We start from the raw sequence: 19,478 nt of genomic DNA, 5'->3' as shown, positions 1-19,478 counted from the left end.
CTCTTTGAGAGTAGCGCCTGCTGATACCCAGGTTGCCCTGGGAGCGAAAATAGGAGGCAGACCGCCATTCTAATCGTCTCGCTGCCAGGGCAAGGCAGATTCGACTGCCGTAGGCGTTTTGGATCACAAATCACAGTCTTCGACTTGAAAATAGAACCCAACCCAGCGAGAGGGGTCTGCTCCTTTATCAGAACTCGGGAATACATCGAATGTCCGCGCAAAATAGCCTAGTGGTACTTGCTCGGGGAGGCTACGCCGCTCGGGGAGTGCTTTATCTGATCATCGGTATCTTCGCACTGCTGGCAGCACATGATTCGACAAAACCGAAAGACAGCCACAAGAGCCTGGAAGCACTGCTAAACCAACCATTTGGCTATTTTTTAGTTGGGCTTGTGGTGGCGGGTCTGCTCGCATTTTCGGCTTGGCGCGTCCTGCAAGCTACGCGTGATGTCGATCATCACGGCAAAGAACTCAAAGGCCTGGTGATTCGCACAGGTCTGTTGGCGGGAGGTATGGTCAACGGCGCTTTAGCGCTTTTTGCATTGAGCCTGCTCATTAGCGGGATTGGAAGTTCGGGTAAATCCAGCGGGCAGGCCAAAGACTGGCTGGCGCATGTTTTGTCTTGGGATCATTCAAATTTGATGGTGTACCTGATCGCACTCGTTCCGCTTGGCGTAGGTATTGCTCACATCATCAAGGGAGGAAAGGCGTCGTTCGAAAAATATTTTGAGGCCGATGAAGACGTCATGCAGTATGTCCGTCCTGTGTCTCGATTCGGCCTAGTTGCCCGTGGGGTCGTGTTTCTAGAGATTGCGGTGCTGCTGGCAATCAGCGGTTCCACTTATCAAGCCATGGATCCACCTGGTATGAAGGAAGCACTGGACGCGCTCCAAAATCTACCAGCCGGTTGGTTGATTTTGATGGTGATGGCATTAGGGCTGATTGCGTTCTCGGTTTACAGCTTCGCTGAAGCCTTCTGGCGCAAGATCAATATGGATGTGCCCGCAATACCGAGACCGTAGAGTGCCCACCTTGGCAGGGGTTGGGACAATTGCCGTGGTCAGCATGACCCCAATCCCGCCCCCCTTTGTTTCAGGTGAATAGCTATGTGTCGGTCGACACGGGGTTACACCTCGCTCACCTGGACAATCGTCTTGCCAAAATTACGTCCCTTGAGTTGGTCGATCAAGGCTAGCGGCGCGGTATGCAACCCACGGGTAATCTGCTCGCGATACCCCAATTTGCCGTCGACCATCCACTGGCTCGCCTCCTCAAGAAAGTCAGCGAGTTGCGCTTCAGCATATTCCGTCTGGATGAAACCGCGCAGGGTCAGGCTCTTGCCCATAATCTGCGCCATCGTGTTGGACAGACGATCAGTGTTTTCCTGTGAACCGGACGGTTTCTCGTATTGAGAAATAACCCCACAGACAGGCACGCGAGCATAAGTATTCAACAGCGGCAGCACGGCATCCCAGATTTTTCCGCCCACACTTTCAAAATAAACATCAATCCCGTCCGGGCAGGCTTTGGCCAGTTGTTCGGCAAAGTCTGGCGCGTTGTAATCGGCCACTGCGTCGAACTGCAGGTCGTCCTTCACGTAGGCGAGTTTCTGCGCGCCGGTTGTGATGCCTACCGCTCGAGCACCACGCAGACGGGCGATTTGTCCGACCATAGAGCCGACCGCACCGCTCGCAGCCGCAACCACTACGGTTTCGCCGGGCTTGGGCTTGCCAATGTTGCGCAAGCCCGCATAGGCCGTGAAACCGGTCATTCCAAGTACGCCCAGTGCAGTGGAAGGCGGTGCCAATTCTGGATCAAGCCGACGCAGGTCGCTGCCGTCTGAAAGGGCGAAGCGTTTCCACCCGGAAAAAGCCAATGCCCAAGCACCGACTTGCCAATCAGGGTGGCGGGACTCCCTCACGCGGGACACCGTCGCGCCGACGATGACCTGATCGATTTCGATAGGATCGTTATAGGATATTTCAGCCCTCATCCACCAGCGCATGTAAGGGTCGATTGAAAGGTAAATGGTTTCCAGCAGCACTTCGCGCTCGCCAGGTATCGGTACTGCTACTTCCTCAAGGCGAAAGTCGGAGGGCTGCAAATCCCCATTTGGACGTGCCGCCAGCACGACCTGCTGATTCGATGGTTTTGTCATTACATACTCTCTTGCTCAGGGTTGATCAATTGACCGGTAGGCAGCGCTTTCTACACTCACATACACAGTGTATGCGATTAATGTATTAACATACGCAATGCATGTCAATGCATTAGTGATTTACAAGGAGAGCTCGATGGCGCGACAAAAACGTGCAGACATGATTGCGACAACACGCAGCAAACTGATCGCTGCGGGTCGGAAAGCGTTTGCAGAAAAGGGCTACGCCGACACCGCCATGGAGGATCTGACGGCGGATGCCGAGCTGACACGCGGCGCGCTGTATCACCACTTTGGCGGCAAGAAAGGCCTGCTCGAAGCCGTGATTGCCCAGATAGACGAGGAGTCATCCGCGCGCCTGCGTGCGGTCGCAGAACAGGCCAATACGCCCTGGGAAGGCTTCGTTGAGGAGAGTGTCGAGTGGATCAAGCTGGCGCTTGAGCCGGAAATTCAACGTATTGTCCTGCTTGATGGCCCTGCAGTTCTGGGAGACCCGGCGCGGGCTGCCAGCCAAAGCGCTTGCCTGGCCAGCACGATGCACAGCATTGAACTGTTGATCGATCAGAACGTTATCAAACCGGTGGATGCACAGGCGACTGCCTATCTCGTCAATGGCGCAGCCTTGAATGCTTCTCTGTGGATCGCGGGTGCGGCTGATCCGCATCGGGCATCGACGCAAGCAATCGCCAGCTTTCGTGTCTTGCTGTCAGGCCTGCTGCGATAAATGTGCAAGGTGGGCGAGCGGCCCGACAATTATTCATTGGTCGTTGATCGACCCGAATGATCCGTTCAATCACCTACCCACTTTTTTGGAACGCCTGCCTGTGCAGACCCTCGAACCATCAAGCGTTCTTCTTTACGCCGTGGGAGCGGTTCGGGTGATCCATGCATGACAATAAAAGTTCAGGGTTAATGGGAAGGCTGTGGCGCTCGCCCCTCAAGTTGGCGCATGTGCTGATTCTGTGGCTTTCGTCTGCCTTCAGACCCGAGGGGCCCCGTGAGCGTCTGCTGCGGCGTTGCATGAAAGAACGCCGCGTTCGGCCAGAGCATTCGCACAAAGGCCGCAACGCCCATCGCGATAATGACCAGACGAATTGAGCAACACTGACTTAGTATAGGGATCCCTTTCGTTAACGAGGTTTTCCATGATGCGACGTCTTGTTCTCGTGGCCCTATTGCTTCAGTGCTTCAGCGCGTTGGCGGACGACGCGATTGTGCCGGTCAAAAAGTGGACGTTGCTCGACCAGAACGACAAAGCCTATACCCTCGACGACGATGCCCAGGTGCTGCTGGTGGCCCGTAGCATGGCGGCGGCGAAACTGGTGAACGCGGCCATCGAAGACTCACCCGCCGGCTATCTCGAAGCGCGCCACATGATTTATGTCGCAGACATTGAAAAGATGCCTTCCCTGGTCAAGATGGTGGCCGTGCCGGCGATGCGTTCAGCCAAATACCGGATCCTGCTGGACCGTGACGGCCGGGTCGCCAGTGAGTACAAGGGCGACCGTGATTCGGTTCAGTGGCTGACGCTCAAGGGCGGCGCGGTCGTGCAGGAGCAGCGGTTCACCGACGGCGTGGCGCTCAAGCAGGCCATCGCGCAGCGACCACAGCTCTGATCAGAGCGTGATCGTTGCTTTTTTGAAGACCATCGCCATGAAGCCGGCAATCATGTCGGCATCGTCGAAGACCTGACGCAGGTTGCGCTCGGCGTTGGAAAGGTGGGTGCGCAGTTGCTCCCTGACCTTTTCCACGCCGTAGATGGAAACGAAGGTGGACTTGCCCACATCCTTGCCCTGGTCCTTGCCGCTGTCCGGGCAGTTGTCACACAGGTCGTCATACAGCTGGAAAGCCTGACCCAACTCGAGGGCAAAGTTCTGCAAGACCGCTCGTACGCGTTCGTCGCTGTTGCTGATCAGCCAGGCCATGTCCACGATGGCGCCGAATAAAACCCCGGTTTTGAGATTGTTGGTCAAGGCGATCTGTTCGGGACTGCGCAATTGCTGGCCGTCACGCAGGTCCTGAAACTGTCCACGCACCAGCCCCTGCATGCCCACCGCATTGGCAGCCAGCTCGACGAGCTGGGTCCTGATCGCGGGCGCCAATTCGCTGATGGACGCAATCACACCGAACGCGCGGCTCAACAAGGCGACTGCGGTCAGAATCGCCACATCTTCGCCGAATTTCAAATGGACGGTTGGCCGGCCGCGCCTGAGTGACGCGTTATCCATGCACGGCATGTCGTCGAGTACCAACGAAGCAGCGTGGATCAGCTCGACCGCGCAGCCCAGGTCCAGGGCGCAGTTGCCTTTATGCCCGAGGCCGTCGGCGACAAGGATCAGCAGGATCGGGCGCATGCGTTTGCCGGGCGCCAACGTGGATTCGCGCATGGCGAGCGCCACCAGATCGCGCTCGTTGCGGCTTTCGGACAGTAACTCATCCAGGCGCTTCTCGATGGACGCGCGTACCTGAGAAAGGCGCTCGGTAAAACCGAGATCGAGGATGGCGCCGGGTTGCGTGGTCATCGATGTATTTACCTCTGCTGTTGCGAATGGGCGTCCGCACCGGTGGCTTAGACCTGCCACGCTAAAAGTTGGGAACGACTGCGCATCGGAGGTGCCTCAGTCTTAGCGGCAAAAAACTTATGCGGTCATCACTTATTTGTATAAGTTAGCTTAATAACTGACAGCGTCGAGTACAAAATGATTCAAGCAAGGTGGGGCTTGTAATGAGTGATAACGATCTGAGTAGACGCAAGGACGATCATCTGGACATCGTGCTCAACGCAAGCGCCTGCCCAAGCGGCATGGGCACCGGCTTCGACACCGTGCAGTTCGAACACTGCGCGCTGCCTGAGCTGGACCTCGACGCCATCGACTTGGGCAGCGGGCTGGTCGGCAGGGCGTTGCGCGCGCCCTTGCTGATCAGTTCCATGACGGGGGGCGCCGAGCGTTCCACTGCCATCAACCGCCATCTGGCCGAGGCGGCCCAGGCGCTTGGCATCGCCATGGGCGTCGGCTCGCAGCGGGTGGGGCTCAGGAGTGGCAATGACCAGGGCCTGACCCGCGAGCTGCGGCGTCTGGCGCCGGACATTGCGTTGCTGGGCAATATCGGCGCCGCGCAATTACTGGAGCGCGATGGCCTCGACCTGGCGCGCCGGTCGGTGGACACGCTGCAGGCCGACGCCTTGATTATTCATCTCAACCCGTTGCAGGAAGCGGTCCAGGCCGAAGGCGACCGCAACTGGTGCGGGGTGCTGGAGGCGATCCGGCGCACCGTCGAAACCGTCGGGGTGCCTGTTGTGGTGAAGGAGGTCGGCGCCGGGATATCAGCGCAGGTCGCATTGGCGCTGGCTGGTGCCGGTGTGCAGGTTATCGACGTCGCGGGGCTGGGCGGTACGAGTTGGGCCGCGGTCGAAGCTGCGCGCGCCGTGCGGCCGCAGGATCGACAGGTAGCCGAAGCTTTCGCCGGTTGGGGCATTCCCACCGCCACCAGCCTGCAAAACGTTAGGCGCGCATTGCCCGGCATGCCCTTGATTGCCTCCGGTGGCATCCGCAACGGCGTCGACGCGGCCAAGGCCATCTGCCTGGGCGCCGATGTGATTGGCCAGGCGGCAGGCGTTCTGCGTGAGGCCACCCTGTCGACGGCGGCGGTCATCGAGCATTTCGACGTCGTCATCAGGCAGCTGCGCATTGCCTGCTTCTGCACCGGCTCGGCCAATCTTGCGGCACTGCGGCGCGCGCGTCTGCTGTCCACCGCCCCCTTATTGCCCCAGCGCCCATGAGTCATTTCGGGGTCGTCGCGCCGGCGTTCTATAGCCATTTCCAGGCGTTCCAGGCGTTGGCCTCTGCGCTGATCGACCGTGGTCATCGCGTGACGTTTTTTCAGCAGGCCGATGCGCGCCGCTGGCTCACCGACCCTCGTGTAGGGTTTCATGCCCTGGGCGCCGCCAGCCATCCGCGGGGCAGCCTCGCCGGCGTGTTGCGCCGGGCCGCGACATCAAACAATCCTCTGCGGCTGCGTGGTGTGATCCGCGATCTGTGCGCGACCACCCGCATGCTGTGCCGCGAATTGCCCCAGGCGCTGACCCAGAACCGCATCGATGCGCTGCTGTGCGACCAGATGGAAGCCGCCGGTGGCCTGGTGGCGGAGGCGCTGGACGTGCCGTTCATTTCCGTGGCCTGTGCACTGCCGGTCAACCGCGAGCCTGGGATTGCGTTGGCCGTTATGCCGTTTGCCTATGGCACCGATGAGCGCAGCCGACGCCTGTACGAAGGCAGCCAGCGGGTGTATGACTGGCTGATGCGGCCGCTGCGCGACGTGATTCGCGTTGCCTGCCGGGACTTGGCGATTGAACCGCGCGATGCCCTTCATCAGTGCCTTTCGCCTTACGCGCAAATCAGCCAGACGATTGCCGGGTTCGACCTCCCGCGCCAGCAGTTGCCTGCGACCTTTCATGCCGTTGGCCCGTTGCGAACGCCCGAGCATCATGCGCCGGGCGACTGGGCGATCGACCCTGAGCGCCCGTTTATCTTCGCCAGCCTGGGCACCTTGCAGGGGGGACGCATGAACATGTTCCGCCAGATCACCAAAGCCTGCGCACGGCTCGACGCACAGTTAATGGTCGCGCACTGCGGGGGCCTGGACCCTGCGCAGCAAGCGCGCCTCATGCGCAGCGGGGCAACCTGGGTGGTGGATTTTGCGCCGCAACAGTGGGTGCTCGACAAGGCGGATGCGGTGATCACCCATGGCGGCCTGAACACGGTGATGGATGCGATCAAGGCCCGCACACCGGTGCTGGTCATGCCCATTGGTTTTGATCAACCAGGCGTGGCCGCGCGGGTCAGCCATGCCGGCGTGGGCCTGAACCTGAGCCGACGCGCGCGCGCGCCGAAGATTCATGACGCGTTGACCCGACTGCTGGAGCATCCCCTCGAACCTTTGCACCGCCTCGCGGCGGAACTGGACCAGGCGGGCGGCACGCGACGGGCGGCCGATATTATCGAAACGGTTGTGCGCACCGGCAGGCCCGTGTCCGTGGAGACCTTGCCATGACGTATGACTTGATATTGGCCGGTGGCGGTCTGGCCAATGGCCTGATCGGCTGGCGACTCAAGCAACTGCGACCTGAATTGAACGTGCTGTGCATCGAAGAGCAAGCCAGCATCGGCGGCAATCACACCTGGTCGTTTCATGACGGCGACCTGAACCCGGCCCAGCATCAATGGATCGAACCGTTGGTGGTGCGCCGTTGGCCGTGTTATCACGTGCATTTCCCGGCGCGATCACGGCGCCTCTCTTCCGGGTACGCCAGCATCACTTCCGAGCGCTTTGCCGAGGTCATCCAGGCCGCACTCGGTGACAACCTGCGCACTGGCCAGCGCCTAACGCAGGTGACACCGCAGTCAGTGACCCTCGCCACCGGCGAAACGCTTCAGGCCCAGGCCGTCATCGACGGACGTGGCGTGCGGGAAAGCCAGCAGATGGTACTCGGGCGCCAGGCATTTCTCGGCCAATTGCTGCAATTGCACGCACCCCATGGTCTCGAAGCACCGATCATCATGGATGCCCGAGTGGCCCAGGGGCAGGGCTATCGTTTCGTGTATGTGCTGCCGTTCAGCGCGGATACGCTGTTGATTGAAGACACTCACTACGTGGACCGCCAGGCATTGTCCGCCGACCAGCTTCGCGCCCACATCGCCGATTACGTCAGCGAGCAAGGCTGGAGCGTCGCCGCCTGCCTGCGTGAAGAGGCGGGCGTGTTGCCCATCACTTTGGCGGGCGATTTCACCCAGTTCTGGGGTGAAACAAAGGGGCAGCCGCTATCGGGCCTGCGCGCCGGATTATTCCACTGCACCACCGGCTACTCGTTACCCCACGCCGTGCGCCTGGCTGACAGGATCGCGCAACAACGCGACCTGAGTGCGCACGCGCTCGATAAAAGCATACGGGCCTTCGCGCATCAGGCCTGGCGCCGCCAGCGCTTCTACCGCCTGCTCAATCGCATGCTGTTTCTGGCCGGGCAACCTGAAGACCGCTGGCGGGTGATGCAGCGTTTCTATGGCCTTCCAGAAGGCTTGATCAGCCGCTTCTATGCCGGCAACAGCAGCGTTGCAGACAAACTGCGGGTGGTCTCCGGCAGCCCGCCTGTGCCGGTCATCGAAGCCATGCATGCAATGTTCCGTTACTTGCCCAGACACTACGAGAATCGAGAATGACCGACGCAAAAAAGGCCATCGTGATTGGCGCCGGATTTGGCGGGCTTGCCTTGGCAATCCGGCTCCAGGCTGCCGGCGTACAAACGACCTTGTTGGAAAAGCGCGACAAGCCCGGCGGCCGCGCTTACGTGTATCAGGATGAAGGGTTCACCTTCGACGCGGGCCCCACCGTGATCACCGACCCGACGGCGATCGAGGCGCTGTTCACTGCTGCCGGTCGAAGAATGGCGGACTACGTCGAACTGCTTCCCGTGGCGCCGTTCTACCAGTTGTGTTGGGAGGATGGCTCGCGTTTTGATTACGCCAATGACCAGGCGGCGCTGGATCGGCAGATCGCCCAGTTCAACCCACGTGACGTGGCAGGCTATCAACGCTTCCTGGCGTACTCCAAGGCGGTGTTCCACGAGGGCTATCTGAAGCTGGGCGCGGTGCCGTTCCTGTCGTTTCGCGACATGATCCAGGCCGGGCCGCAACTTGCCCGGCTGCAGGCCTGGCGCAGCGTGTACGCCAAGGTGTCGAGCTTTATCGAGGACGAGAGGTTGCGTCAGGCGTTCTCGTTTCACTCGCTGCTGGTGGGCGGCAATCCGTTTGCCACGTCGTCGATCTATACCCTCATTCATGCGCTTGAGCGCGAGTGGGGCGTGTGGTTTCCCAAGGGCGGCACTGGCGCGCTGGTGAACGCACTGGTCAAGCTGTTTGAGGACATCGGAGGGCGCGTTGAACTCAACGCCGACGTGGCCAGCATTGAGGTGGCCAATGACCGCGCCACCGGTGTGCGCCTTGAGGACGGACGACATTTCCACGCCGACTGCGTCGCCTCCAACGCGGACGTGGTGCACACCTACGACCGGTTGCTGGGCGCGCATCCGCGGGGAGAGCAGGAAAGCACTCGCCTCAAGGGCAAGCGCTTCAGCAACTCGCTGTTTGTGATTCACTTCGGGCTCAAGCGCCCGCAGCCGCAGTTGCAGCACCACACCGTGTGCTTCGGGCCGCGTTATCGCGCGCTTATCCAGGAGATCTTCAAGGGCAAGGCGCTGGCCGAGGACTTTTCGCTGTACCTGCATGCGCCTTGCATCACAGACCCAAGCCTTGCGCCACCGGGCTGCTCCAGCCACTACGTGCTGTCCCCGGTGCCGCACCTGGGCAATGCGCCGATTGATTGGGACGTCGAAGGGCCGCGCTATCGGGATAGGATTTTCGACTACCTCGAAAAACACTACATACCGGGGCTGCGCGAGGACCTGGTCACCTGCCGCATCTTCACGCCGACGGATTTTCAACACGAACTGAACGCGCACCTGGGCTCTGCATTTTCCCTTGAACCCATCCTTACGCAAAGCGCCTGGTTCCGCCCGCACAACCGCGACGCCAGGCTCGGCAATGTCTACCTGGTCGGCGCGGGCACGCATCCTGGCGCTGGCGTGCCCGGCGTGATTGGGTCCGCCAAGGCCACCGCCGGACTGATGCTGGAGGACCTGCACCCGTGACCGCTGCTCAAGGTGATGATCAGACATTGCTCGACCATGCGACCCGAAGCATTACCGTCGGCTCCAAGAGCTTCGCGGCGGCGTCGCGGCTGTTCGACCCGGCCACGCGCCGCAGCGCCGTGATGCTGTATGCCTGGTGTCGACACTGCGACGACGTGATCGATGGCCAGGAGGCCGGCCACGCGGCAACGCCCGTTGGGCAGGATGAAGTCAATCAGCGGCTCGCCGCGCTGGTGGCCCAGACGCATGCGGTATTCGCCGGCCAGCCCGTCGAGACCGAGGCGTTCGCGGCGTTTCGTGAAGTGGTAATCCGTCATCGCCTGCACGAGACGTACGCGTTGGAGCATCTGTCCGGATTCGCGATGGACGTTCAACAACGGGATTATCAGCGCATCGAGGACACGCTGGACTATTGCTACCACGTTGCCGGCGTGGTCGGGCTGATGATGGCGCAAGTCATGGGCGTGAGCGACGAACAGACCCTGGACCGCGCGTGTGACCTGGGCATGGGCTTTCAATTGACCAACATCGCCCGGGACATCGTCGAGGACGCAGGCGTGGGCCGCTGCTATCTGCCGCGAGAGTGGCTGGACGAATTCGCGATACCGCAGCAGCACCTGACCGAGCCTGAGTATCGAGCAGCCCTGGCCGTACTGGCGCAGCGCCTGGTCGACAGGGCGGAGCCTTTCTACGTCAGCGCCGAGGCGGGCTTGACCGCCTTGCCGTGGCGCTCGGCCTGGGCGGTGGCGACGGCCAGCGGGGTTTACCGGGAGATCGGTATCAAGGTCAAGCAGCGCGGCAGCAAAGCCTGGGACACGCGCGTCTCGACCTCCAAGCTCGATAAGCTGCGCCTGGTGCTGGTGGGGCTCTGGCGCGCCATCAAGTCCCGTGGCCGCCGCTGGCCGGGTCGACCCGCTGATCTTTGGCAGCGTCCCCGTCACGCTTTTCCAGCGGGCCACCATGCAGCGCGCGAAGCTGGCGCCGAAGTGTCGCAATAGACGGCGCGTACAAAAAACCGAAAGAGACGCACCCGCCCTTGCCGGAAACGGCATGGTGCATCCGATGCGCCTGGTAAAGGCGCTTCAGATAGCCGTTTCTCGGCACGTACCGTAACGGCCAGCGCTTGTGCACCAGGCCGTCGTGGGCGAGGAAGTACAGGAAACCGTACGCCGTCATGCCTGCGCCTATCCACTCGAGCGGGTGCACGCCCTGGCTGCCGAGGGCAATCAACACGATGGCGAACAGCGCGAACACCACCGCATACAGATCATTCTTCTCGAACCATCCCGTCCGGGGTTCATGGTGAGAACGATGCCATCCCCAACCCCATCCGTGCATCACGTACTTATGGGCCACGAACGCGAAGGCTTCCATGCCGATCAGGGTGGTCAGGAACACCAGAGCGTTGAACATCATTTGAGTCACCCATGATAAGTCAGCTGTTCAGACTCGTTTCAGCGCGCAACGTTCTGAGTGTGTGCTCAATGGTAGGCGCTACCGCGTTGCGGAGCACCCAATGTGAGTACCCGCCCCCATTTTACCGCGCCCGTTGCTAACCCCAAGCCCTTCCGCCCGCCGTAAAAGCAGCCCCCTCAATGTGATAAACCTGCGGCTCGTGCGAAAAATATTTCTCCAGGGCCTGCATGAACACCTGATGATCCTCGCTCGCTTCAAACCCCGGTGTGTGGTCCTCGATCGATTGCCACCGCACGATAAGATTGAATTGCTCAGGTGTTTCAATTCCTTGTGCGAGCATGTGACCCAAGTAGCCTTTTGCACGGCTGAGCAATGGCGTGACGTCGGAAAACGCGCGCCTGAACCTGTCGATATGTTCTTTGTGAACGGGGAGCAGGGCGATTTCGTAAATCATAGCGTCACGCCTTGGAGGGGCTCGACGGCAATCGCGATTTTCCCTCGAATCCCGTTGTTGGGGCTCTCCAGCCGCGCATGGGCGAGCGCAATGTCGGCAAGCGCATAGACGGCGCCAACGTGGGGTCGCAGTCGGCCCTGCGCGACCAGTGTGCTCAACTCATCCAGCTTGCCGCGGTTCTGTCGGGTGAACACGAAGTGATAACTCGCATTCTTGCCCCAGGCCTGGATCAGGTTTTGCGGTTGTGCCGTGTCTACGATCGAGACGACGCGGCCCAGTTGTGCGAGGGCGTCGGGGCTGCGCGAAAGGGCATTGCCGCCGAGGGTGTCGAACACCACATCCACGCCACGGCCACCCGTTTCCCGCAGGACGGCGTCAACGTAGTCTTCCTTTTCATAGTCGATGATCACATCGGCGCCCAGGCTTCGGACGAACTCAATGTTGGCTTCGCGCACGGTGGTGAACACTCTGGCGCCGATGGCTTTCGCCAGTTGGATCGCCACATGACCGACGCCTCCTGCACCACCCTGAATCAGGATGCTTTCTCCCACCCGAAGCATGGCACGCACAGCCAGCGCTTCCCATGCGGTGCCGCCAACCAGGCTCAGGCTGGCCGCTTCAAGGTGAGTCAGTGTGGGAGGCTTCTTCGCGACAATGCTTTCGGCTGCCACGTGGTACTCGGCGTAACTTCCGGGACCGTCGAATATCTGCGGGGTGTACCAGACTTCGTCGCCTGGCGCGAAGCTCGTCACGCCCGGCCCGACGGCTTCGACAACGCCGGAGACGTCGTGGCCGGTAATGGCCGGGAGTTCCACCAGGCTGGCGTAGTCGCCACGTCGAACCTGGTAATCCAGCGGATTGATGGAGGTGGCGTGTACGCGGACCAGGACCTGACCAGTGTACGGCACCGGCTTGGACACCTCGCAGAGTTCGAACGAATCCGGGCCGCCAAACGATTTAAGGAGCATGGCTTTCATTGTCATACCTCGTTTCGATAAAAAGGGATATCGGGAATTCTCGATATCATGGGATAAAAAATTACAGATCCTTACCGATGATCTCGGCAAGCGCATTGATGGTTGCTTCGTTTCGTTTGTAGTAGGTCCACTGCCCGATGCGCCGGGTTTCGATCAGGCCGGCCCGATGCAGCGTCGCCAGATAATCTGACACGGTTGACTGCGACAGCCCAACGCCCTCCTGAATACTGCTCACGCAAACGCCCACGGTATGAACGTCCCCTTCATCCTGTGGGGGGAAGTTTTTTTCGGGATCCTTCAAACCTTTCAGGATTTCAAGTCGAGTACGGTTTGAGAGGGCTTTGAATATTTCGAGTAGGTCCATGGCGTGAGGATATCGAGATTTACCGATATGTCAATGCCAATGGTTTGCTGAGCATCGATCTGCTCAGGATCGTGCCGGAGGAAGCCAAACCCAAGCGTATTGCGATTGGTGGTGCTGCCAAGGCTGATGTGGAATCCATCAGCGAGCAGTAAGTTGTACAACTGGAGGCGCCCATTGCGGCGCCTCCAGCTTTTGATGGATTGCGAACCGGCGCATTCCGAACCTCGCAAGCGTCGGCGCCAATGCCAACTTCGATCCCTCAACACCCCCTTTAAATGCCAGAATCTCCCCACAGGATCGTTTTGGAGAGCTCCATGCTTGGCAAATTTGAACAACGGCTCGACCCTTTCCCGCCTGATGAAACACCGCCACCCCCCGACGGCCTGGCGCGGTTTCTGTGGGCCTGCACGCGTGGTGCGCGGGGTTATATCCTCTTGCTTGCGCTGCTCAGTGCCGCTGTGTCGGTTTACGAAGCCTGGCTGTTTTCGTTTCTCGGGCAGGTCGTGGACCTGTTGTCGACCTGGCAGGCCGGCGGCGAAGCGGCGGGGCAGGAAAGCCGTGTGCTGTGGGGCATCGGCATTGTGTTGATGATCAGCATCGGGCTGGTGGCGTTGCGCACGATGGTGCAGCACCAGGTGTTGGCGATTAATTTGCCGTTGCGCCTGCGCTGGGATTTCCATCGGCTGATGCTGCGCCAGAGTCTTTCGTTTTTCTCCGACGAGTTCTCCGGGCGGGTCACGACCAAGGTGATGCAGACGGCGCTGTCGGTGCGCGAGGTGTTGTTCACCCTGATCGAGATCGCGCCGGGGATCGGCGTGTATTTCATCGCGATCATCACGCTGGCCGCCGGTTTCGATCCAAGGCTGATGCTGCCTTTCATTGCGTGGCTGGCGTTGTTCGGGCTGGCCATGCGCTATTTCGTGCCGCGCCTGGGCAAAGTCGGGCAGGAGCAGGCCAATGCGCGGTCGTCCATGACCGGGCGTATCTCGGATGCCTATACCAATATCACTACGGTGAAGCTGTTCTCCCATTCAAAGCGCGAGGCCCATTTTGCGCGGGCGGCGATGGAGGATTTCAAGCAAACCGGCTTTCGCCAGATGCGCCTGGTCAGCCAGTTCGAAATCGTCAATCAGGTATTGGTGGTCGCGCTGATCATGGGCGCTGGCGGGTATGCGCTGTGGTTGTGGCACCAGGGCGAAGTCGGTACCGGCGCCGTGGCGGCGATTACGGCCATGGCGTTGCGCATCAATGGCATGTCGCACTGGATCATGTGGCAGATGACCGGGCTGTTCGAGAACATCGGCACCGTGCAGGACGGCATGCAAACCTTGTCCCGCGGGCCCAAGGTGCAGGATGCGCCGCAGGCGACCGCGCTGGTGACCACCGGCGGCGCGGTGACGTTCGACGACGTGAGCTTCAATTACAACGGCGAGCGCCAGGTGCTCGATGGCCTGAGCCTGAGCATTCGCGCGGGGGAAAAAATCGGCCTGGTGGGGCGCTCCGGTGCCGGCAAATCGACGCTCATCAACCTGCTGCTGCGGTTCTACGACGTGGACAAGGGCGCGATTCTGATCGACGGGCAAAACATCGCCCACGTCACGCAGGACAGCCTGCGCAGCGCCATCGGCATGGTCACCCAGGACACGTCCCTGCTGCACCGCTCGATTCGCGAGAACATCGCCTATGGCCGTCCCGATGCGACCGACGAGCAAATCCGCAGCGCGGCGGCCAGCGCCCAGGCCGATGGGTTCATCAGCCAGTTGAGCGACAAGCAAGGCCACAACGGCTACGACACCCTGGTCGGCGAGCGTGGCATCAAGCTGTCGGGCGGCCAGCGCCAACGCGTGGCGATTGCCCGGGTCATGCTGAAGAACGCGCCTATCCTGCTGCTGGATGAGGCGACCAGCGCGCTGGACTCGGAAGTCGAAGTGGCCATCCAGGAAAGCCTGGATGAAATGATGCAGGGCAAGACCGTGATTGCCATCGCCCATCGGCTGTCGACCATCGCGGCCATGGACAGGCTGATCGTCATGGATAACGGGCGCATCATCGAACAAGGCACCCACGCCGAACTGCTGGAGAAGAACGGCACCTATGCCCGGCTGTGGCATCACCAGAGCGGCGGGTTCCTGGGGGAGGATCAGGGCGTGGCGCAAACCGTGGAATAGGCATGAGTGGGGGGGCCGCTGCCGATCAGTTAAGCGAACGCAATACTCAAAGCAACGACGGTCCAAATGTGGGAGCGGGCTTGCCCGCGATACGTCAGTCCAGCAAACATTGATGTTGACTGGCCCACCGCAATCGCGGGCAAGCCCGCTCCCACAGGGGATTTGCGCTTGACTGACGGGCATTGAGGGAAGGCAGGGCACGGCATTGAAAATTTTTTTGTGAGCCACGCTTGAAAATTTTTCCCCTGAACCTACATAGGTTTTACGCGATGCCGAAGACGGGTCGCGTATCAAATCACTTGGAGAAAACTCAGGAGATTTTGCAATGGCTACTACGCTTTCCTTGGCTCCACTGTTCCGTCATTCCGTTGGGTTTGACCGGTTCAACGACCTTTTCGAATCGGCGCTTCGCAGCGAGGCCGGTACCACCTATCCACCTCACAACGTGGAAAAACACGGCGATGACCATTACCGAATCGTCATTGCGGCCGCAGGCCTGGTTGAGGATGACCTGGAGATCCAGGTGGAGAAAGGCGTGTTGACCGTCTCCGGCGGCAAGCGCGAACACGATGAGAGCATCACCTACCTGCATCAAGGTATCGCCCAGCGCGCGTTCCGGCTGTCGTTCCGCTTGGTGGACCATATCGAAGTGCAGGGCGCACAGCTTGCCAATGGTTTGCTCAGTATCGATCTGATCAGGATCGTACCGGAGGAAGCCAAGCCCAAGCGCATTGCGATTGGTGGTGCTGCCAAGGCTGATGTGAAATCCATCAGCGAGCAGTGAGTTGAACAAACCGGAGGCGCCCATCGCGGCGCCTCCGGTTTGTCGTTAATCCCGATAGGGGGATCCCCAACTTCTCCAACGTCGGTACGAACCTCACAGGTCAGCGCTGACTATATGGTCACGCTGAACCGCTGCGATTTGTTAATCAGTTTGAGCACCGGTGAAGGGCTGTTTCAGCAGATCGTCCTTGAGCAATGCGAGCAATTGCGTTGGTACATTTTTCAAATCGAACAAAGAGATTTCTGCGATCCTGATGCGGACCATTGTATCTTCCACCATGAAGTGTTTGCGTTCACCTTCGAGGTTGCCGGTGCTGGGATCCCAGGGATAAAGCAGAAGGATGGACGCACATTCGTGTCGCCCCGCGTAGGCATACATCTGGTAAATATCAGACTGTAAAACCCCTGCTTTGCGCTGATTGGGTTTCAGCCGTTTCCACTTGGTGTCCACAATACAAGAAATCGCTTCTCCGTCCATGATTACGATATCGGGACGTAATTTGAATAATCGGTGTTGGGTATTTTTGTCTTTCACCAGGAAGCGAGCGGAGTGTTGAAGCTGTACCCGATTTGGATGCTTGCGGAGTATCTGTTGCAGGCTCTTGCCGATGTATCCTTCGAACAAGTCGTTCATGTCGAACAACAGCGCGAATGACTGTTGTCCGCCGCTATAAACATCTGAGGTATTGCCTGCAATAAACAATTTCGCTAATTCCCAGCACATGCGAAAGCGTTCTGAGCTTCGGTCTAGGGCAATTTTTCCAATATCGAGGCGATTAAGCGAGACATCGCTGACGTTTGAGAACAGCGGCATTATTTCCTGTGCTGCCTGACGGGTGCGTTCCGAATGCGCAAGCGTCAGCATACGCATGATCACCCATTTGAAGGCCCAGTTAAGCGCATGATTTTCATCGAGTTCGTCAAACTCGCAGGCCATGCGCTCCTTGTGAATGAAGTTGCGGGAGATCTGCTGTTCAAGCATCAGCCGTCCGCGAACTACAGGAAGGTCATCCTCTTCGACCCGGTAACGTTTTACCAAGCCGTGACGTAGTTGTGTGGCCAGGGTATGACAGAAAAACCGCATCAACAGGTCCAGCCAGCTTCCAGAAGTTTGCGTCAGTGCCGCGAGGTTTGTGTGGCTCAAATCGAGGTCGTGGGTGACTAGTAACATCTTTAGAAGGTTCTGCCGAACAACTGGCAAATCGTGCTCGCCAACGGGCTCTATTTTAGGAAGGAACTCTAGGAGTCGATCACTCACTTGGACACTTCCCACAAACTGGCGCGGGCGCACAAGGGTTCGGGAGACGTGCTCGATTATGCGAATGTTTAATTGCTTGCCGAGCGCTTCCAACCTGTCCAGCTCCACGTAGGTCAATTTCTGATCCGTGGGGCTGTCAAGCTTTGAACACAGTGGAATAGGCTGATATTCACGGAAGCTCACGGAAGTCATTCGTAAACTGCTCGAATCATTTCAGGCGTGAGGCGGGCTGCGATGTCGTAACATGCACGTGTGGAGTGCAGGTCGAAATCCTGGCCAAAAAGTTCCTGAGCATCGTTTTCAAGTTCACGCACGATGTGCAGCTTTTTGGGCTTGGACTCTCCATCCTTGAAGATCATGCGGATCTTGGCCCAATCGTCGAAGAAGTATTCTTGCAATAAAGGAATGATCCGGTTGAAAAATCTATGTTCCAAACCGGCAAAGTCCCGAATGTCAGTCAAATACGCATGCCCCAATGTACTGTTCCGTCCTAGCAGGAAGATTATCCGCCGGTTCATCGTATTGAGCAGAGTTTGCAGATTGACGGTGTCTATCAATTGCTGTGGCAATATCGAGGCATCTGGCATCAATTCGTTGAAATCAAAACGACGGCGCAATGCCGTGTCCAGCAGAGCGATCGAGCGGTCGGCAGTATTCATGGTGCCCAGAAGGTACAGGTTGGGCGGCAGGCCGAATGGTTGTTCTTCCGGGCTGTAAGGCAGGCGCACGGTCAAGGCGTTTGGCATGCCCAGACGCTTGTCATCTTCTATAAGTGTGATCAGCTCGCCGAAGATTTTTGCGATGTTGCCACGGTTTATTTCGTCAATGACCAGCACGTAACGCTTGAGCGGCACCTGGGTCTGGGTGATGGGGGTTCCTAACCGGTTATCCACGTCCTCAAGCAGCTTGAGTGCTGCGTAGTAAAACGATTGGGTGTGATGATCGATGTCGCGAGGTTTGTGGATCGACGCGCGCTGCGGCCAAAGCCTGAGCAGTTGAGAACGCGCGATCTGGAATTGCGTGGGAAACCCGTCCTGACGCATCAACAGGCTCTGGCCGCGCACTGCTACACGCACCTCCACGTTAGCGCCGCGAAACAGGCGGGCATTTATGAAGCCTTCGTCTTGCACTTCTTCCACGACTTGCTTGAACGCGGCATCGAATCGATCGGTATCGCTTGGCGCCCTCCCGGCGGGTTGACGACTTGCTTTCCAGTTTTCGGCAGCGGCGTCTGCAATACGTTTGAGCACACCGGGTTCAACGTCGTAGGACAATTGGCCTGCCGTGGTGGCAGGGCGGATGCCTTCCACAAAGTCCTGATAGGAGTAGGAAGGGTGAAAGGTTACGAACTCAATCTGGCCTGCCTCACGGTAAGCGTCAAAACGTTTTTTGGTGTCCGCGTAGGCCACTGGACTGAGCACGTCGGCGATCTCTACAGCCTCTACGATGGCTACAGCCTGCGCGACTGAGCGGTAGGTTTTTCCTGTTCCCGGAGGGCCGAAGAGAATACGGTTCAATGGCCCGGGCTCAGCCTGCCGAAATTGGTTGCTAGGGGTAGGCGAAGTTGATCCGGCGAGAGGCTTCATGTTCATCAGGTCATCCAGACTTAGATCAAAGTAGGGTTTGAGCAATGTCTGCTCAAATTCCGGCAGTTCGTCCTCGGGAACAGAGAAAAAAGTTGAGTTGCCCTGCGGCGTCCACTTTTTCTTGCTGTCGACGTATGCTGTTGAACGAATCGCGTGCTTGAGCAGTTGATAAGGGCGTTGCAGCCAACCGTCCTCATCTAAAACGGCAGGGCCACAAAAGCGTGCTAGTCCTTGTACGGCGTTGCCATGGCAAAGATAGAACAATGCGTTGTCTGCCTTTTCCCGGAAGGCATCACTTTGACTGGCCTGAGTGTCCTGATGGATCATCGCTAGGCGGCCATTTGCAAAGCTTTCACGCTGCTTCGCGGTGAACGTCTTTGTACCGTGGGAAAGCTTCCATATTCTGGTGTTCGGGGGGGCCAGAGTTGGGTAGTCCTTGTTCTGCTCGTCCATTTCCACGTTGGGCTTCCGATGAATGAATAAGAGTCTCGGTAGAGGGTAGCAAATTGCCTTCCGGCAGCACCTGCACAAATTGATAGACCTTAGTCGTGCTCAGATGATGAGATTCACAAGTCTGTAAGGCGCTATCAGCGATGCGTTTAACGAACTGAC

The 19,478-nt window shown here is 59.0% G+C and carries 18 protein-coding genes and 1 pseudogene; 11 read left to right on the top strand and 8 right to left on the bottom strand.

Annotated features, from left to right (window positions below; all coding sequences use genetic code 11):
- Positions 1–209: 209 nt before the first annotated feature.
- Complete coding sequence (locus tag KVG91_RS03910) at positions 210–1,022, top strand: DUF1206 domain-containing protein (protein WP_169375023.1); 813 nt, start codon at positions 210–212, stop codon at positions 1,020–1,022.
- A 104-nt stretch (positions 1,023–1,126) separates the two neighbouring features.
- Here KVG91_RS03910 and KVG91_RS03905 read toward each other — a convergent pair whose 3' ends face one another.
- Positions 1,127–2,158 (bottom strand): NADP-dependent oxidoreductase, encoded by a 1,032-nt coding sequence (locus tag KVG91_RS03905; protein WP_169375022.1) that lies wholly within the window; start codon positions 2,156–2,158, stop codon positions 1,127–1,129.
- Positions 2,159–2,294: 136 nt separating this feature from the next.
- On the opposite strand from KVG91_RS03905, the gene KVG91_RS03900 reads away from it, so the two are divergent.
- Both KVG91_RS03900 and KVG91_RS03895 read left to right on the top strand, forming a co-directional pair.
- Positions 2,295–2,882 carry a TetR/AcrR family transcriptional regulator gene (locus KVG91_RS03900; protein ID WP_169375021.1) on the top strand — a complete coding sequence of 196 codons (588 nt, stop codon included), beginning with the start codon at positions 2,295–2,297 and terminating at the stop codon, positions 2,880–2,882.
- A 424-nt stretch (positions 2,883–3,306) separates the two neighbouring features.
- A complete protein-coding gene (locus KVG91_RS03895) occupies positions 3,307–3,774 on the top strand; it encodes a hypothetical protein (RefSeq protein WP_169375075.1) in 468 nt (155 codons plus the stop codon).
- On the opposite strand, the gene KVG91_RS03890 is transcribed toward KVG91_RS03895, so the two are convergent.
- Positions 3,775–4,680: a polyprenyl synthetase family protein gene (locus KVG91_RS03890; RefSeq protein WP_169375020.1), complete on the bottom strand. Its 906-nt coding sequence runs from the start codon at positions 4,678–4,680 to the stop codon at positions 3,775–3,777.
- 203 nt (positions 4,681–4,883) lie between these two features.
- On the opposite strand from KVG91_RS03890, the gene fni reads away from it, so the two are divergent.
- The 5 genes from fni to KVG91_RS03865 are packed head-to-tail and all read left to right on the top strand — an operon-like array spanning position 4,884 to position 10,858.
- Positions 4,884–5,939: a type 2 isopentenyl-diphosphate Delta-isomerase gene (gene fni / locus KVG91_RS03885; RefSeq protein WP_169375019.1), complete on the top strand. Its 1,056-nt coding sequence runs from the start codon at positions 4,884–4,886 to the stop codon at positions 5,937–5,939.
- Positions 5,936–7,210, top strand: coding sequence for a glycosyltransferase (locus KVG91_RS03880; RefSeq protein ID WP_169375018.1), 1,275 nt, complete (start codon positions 5,936–5,938; stop codon positions 7,208–7,210). The genes fni and KVG91_RS03880 overlap by 4 nt, the downstream gene beginning before the upstream one ends.
- The gene (gene crtY / locus KVG91_RS03875) at positions 7,207–8,373 is read left to right on the top strand and encodes a lycopene beta-cyclase CrtY (RefSeq protein WP_169375017.1); all 1,167 of its coding nucleotides are present in this window, start codon (positions 7,207–7,209) and stop codon (positions 8,371–8,373) included. The genes KVG91_RS03880 and crtY overlap by 4 nt, the downstream gene beginning before the upstream one ends.
- On the top strand, positions 8,370–9,860 hold the full coding sequence (locus KVG91_RS03870; RefSeq protein ID WP_169375016.1) for a phytoene desaturase: 1,491 nt from the start codon (positions 8,370–8,372) through the stop codon (positions 9,858–9,860). Before crtY ends, KVG91_RS03870 begins: the two co-directional genes overlap by 4 nt.
- Complete coding sequence (locus tag KVG91_RS03865; RefSeq protein WP_169375015.1) at positions 9,857–10,858, top strand: phytoene/squalene synthase family protein; 1,002 nt, start codon at positions 9,857–9,859, stop codon at positions 10,856–10,858. Before KVG91_RS03870 ends, KVG91_RS03865 begins: the two co-directional genes overlap by 4 nt.
- Here the strand turns inward: KVG91_RS03865 and KVG91_RS03860 are convergent.
- The 4 genes from KVG91_RS03860 to KVG91_RS03845 all read right to left on the bottom strand — a co-directional run bounded on the left by KVG91_RS03860 (position 10,740) and on the right by KVG91_RS03845 (position 13,071).
- Positions 10,740–11,276, bottom strand: a complete 537-nt coding sequence (locus KVG91_RS03860; RefSeq protein ID WP_169375014.1) for a sterol desaturase family protein — start codon at positions 11,274–11,276, stop codon at positions 10,740–10,742. The two genes, KVG91_RS03865 and KVG91_RS03860, sit on opposite strands and share 119 nt — an antisense overlap.
- Positions 11,277–11,412: 136 nt before the next feature.
- Complete coding sequence (locus KVG91_RS03855; RefSeq protein ID WP_169375013.1) at positions 11,413–11,730, bottom strand: antibiotic biosynthesis monooxygenase family protein; 318 nt, start codon at positions 11,728–11,730, stop codon at positions 11,413–11,415.
- Entirely contained in the window at positions 11,727–12,707 is a 981-nt protein-coding gene (locus KVG91_RS03850) for a zinc-dependent alcohol dehydrogenase family protein (RefSeq protein WP_169375012.1), read from the bottom strand. Before KVG91_RS03850 ends, KVG91_RS03855 begins: the two co-directional genes overlap by 4 nt.
- A 61-nt stretch (positions 12,708–12,768) precedes the next feature.
- A complete protein-coding gene (locus tag KVG91_RS03845) occupies positions 12,769–13,071 on the bottom strand; it encodes an ArsR/SmtB family transcription factor (protein ID WP_169375011.1) in 303 nt (100 codons plus the stop codon).
- A gap of 32 nt (positions 13,072–13,103) precedes the next feature.
- Between KVG91_RS03845 and KVG91_RS03840 the strand changes: the two are divergent.
- From KVG91_RS03840 to KVG91_RS03830, 3 genes and pseudogenes are all read left to right on the top strand, one after another.
- Positions 13,104–13,223 (top strand): annotated as a pseudogene (locus tag KVG91_RS03840) (heat-shock protein); the annotation flags it as partial.
- Positions 13,224–13,385: 162 nt separating this feature from the next.
- Positions 13,386–15,239: an ABC transporter ATP-binding protein gene (locus KVG91_RS03835; RefSeq protein WP_169375010.1), complete on the top strand. Its 1,854-nt coding sequence runs from the start codon at positions 13,386–13,388 to the stop codon at positions 15,237–15,239.
- Positions 15,240–15,564: 325 nt separating this feature from the next.
- On the top strand, positions 15,565–16,023 hold the full coding sequence (locus KVG91_RS03830) for an Hsp20 family protein (protein WP_169375009.1): 459 nt from the start codon (positions 15,565–15,567) through the stop codon (positions 16,021–16,023).
- 141 nt (positions 16,024–16,164) lie between these two features.
- Here the strand turns inward: KVG91_RS03830 and KVG91_RS03825 are convergent, their stop codons facing one another.
- Complete coding sequence (locus KVG91_RS03825; RefSeq protein WP_169375008.1) at positions 16,165–17,463, bottom strand: McrC family protein; 1,299 nt, start codon at positions 17,461–17,463, stop codon at positions 16,165–16,167.
- Between the two features lie 5 nt (positions 17,464–17,468).
- The gene (locus KVG91_RS03820) at positions 17,469–19,319 is read right to left on the bottom strand and encodes an McrB family protein (RefSeq protein ID WP_225926988.1); all 1,851 of its coding nucleotides are present in this window, start codon (positions 19,317–19,319) and stop codon (positions 17,469–17,471) included.
- Between the last annotated feature and the right edge of the window lie 159 nt (positions 19,320–19,478).

This window comes from Pseudomonas azadiae, assembly GCF_019145355.1.
GTDB classification, from domain to species: domain Bacteria; phylum Pseudomonadota; class Gammaproteobacteria; order Pseudomonadales; family Pseudomonadaceae; genus Aquipseudomonas; species Aquipseudomonas azadiae.
This window is presented reverse-complemented; position numbering and strand designations above follow the sequence as displayed.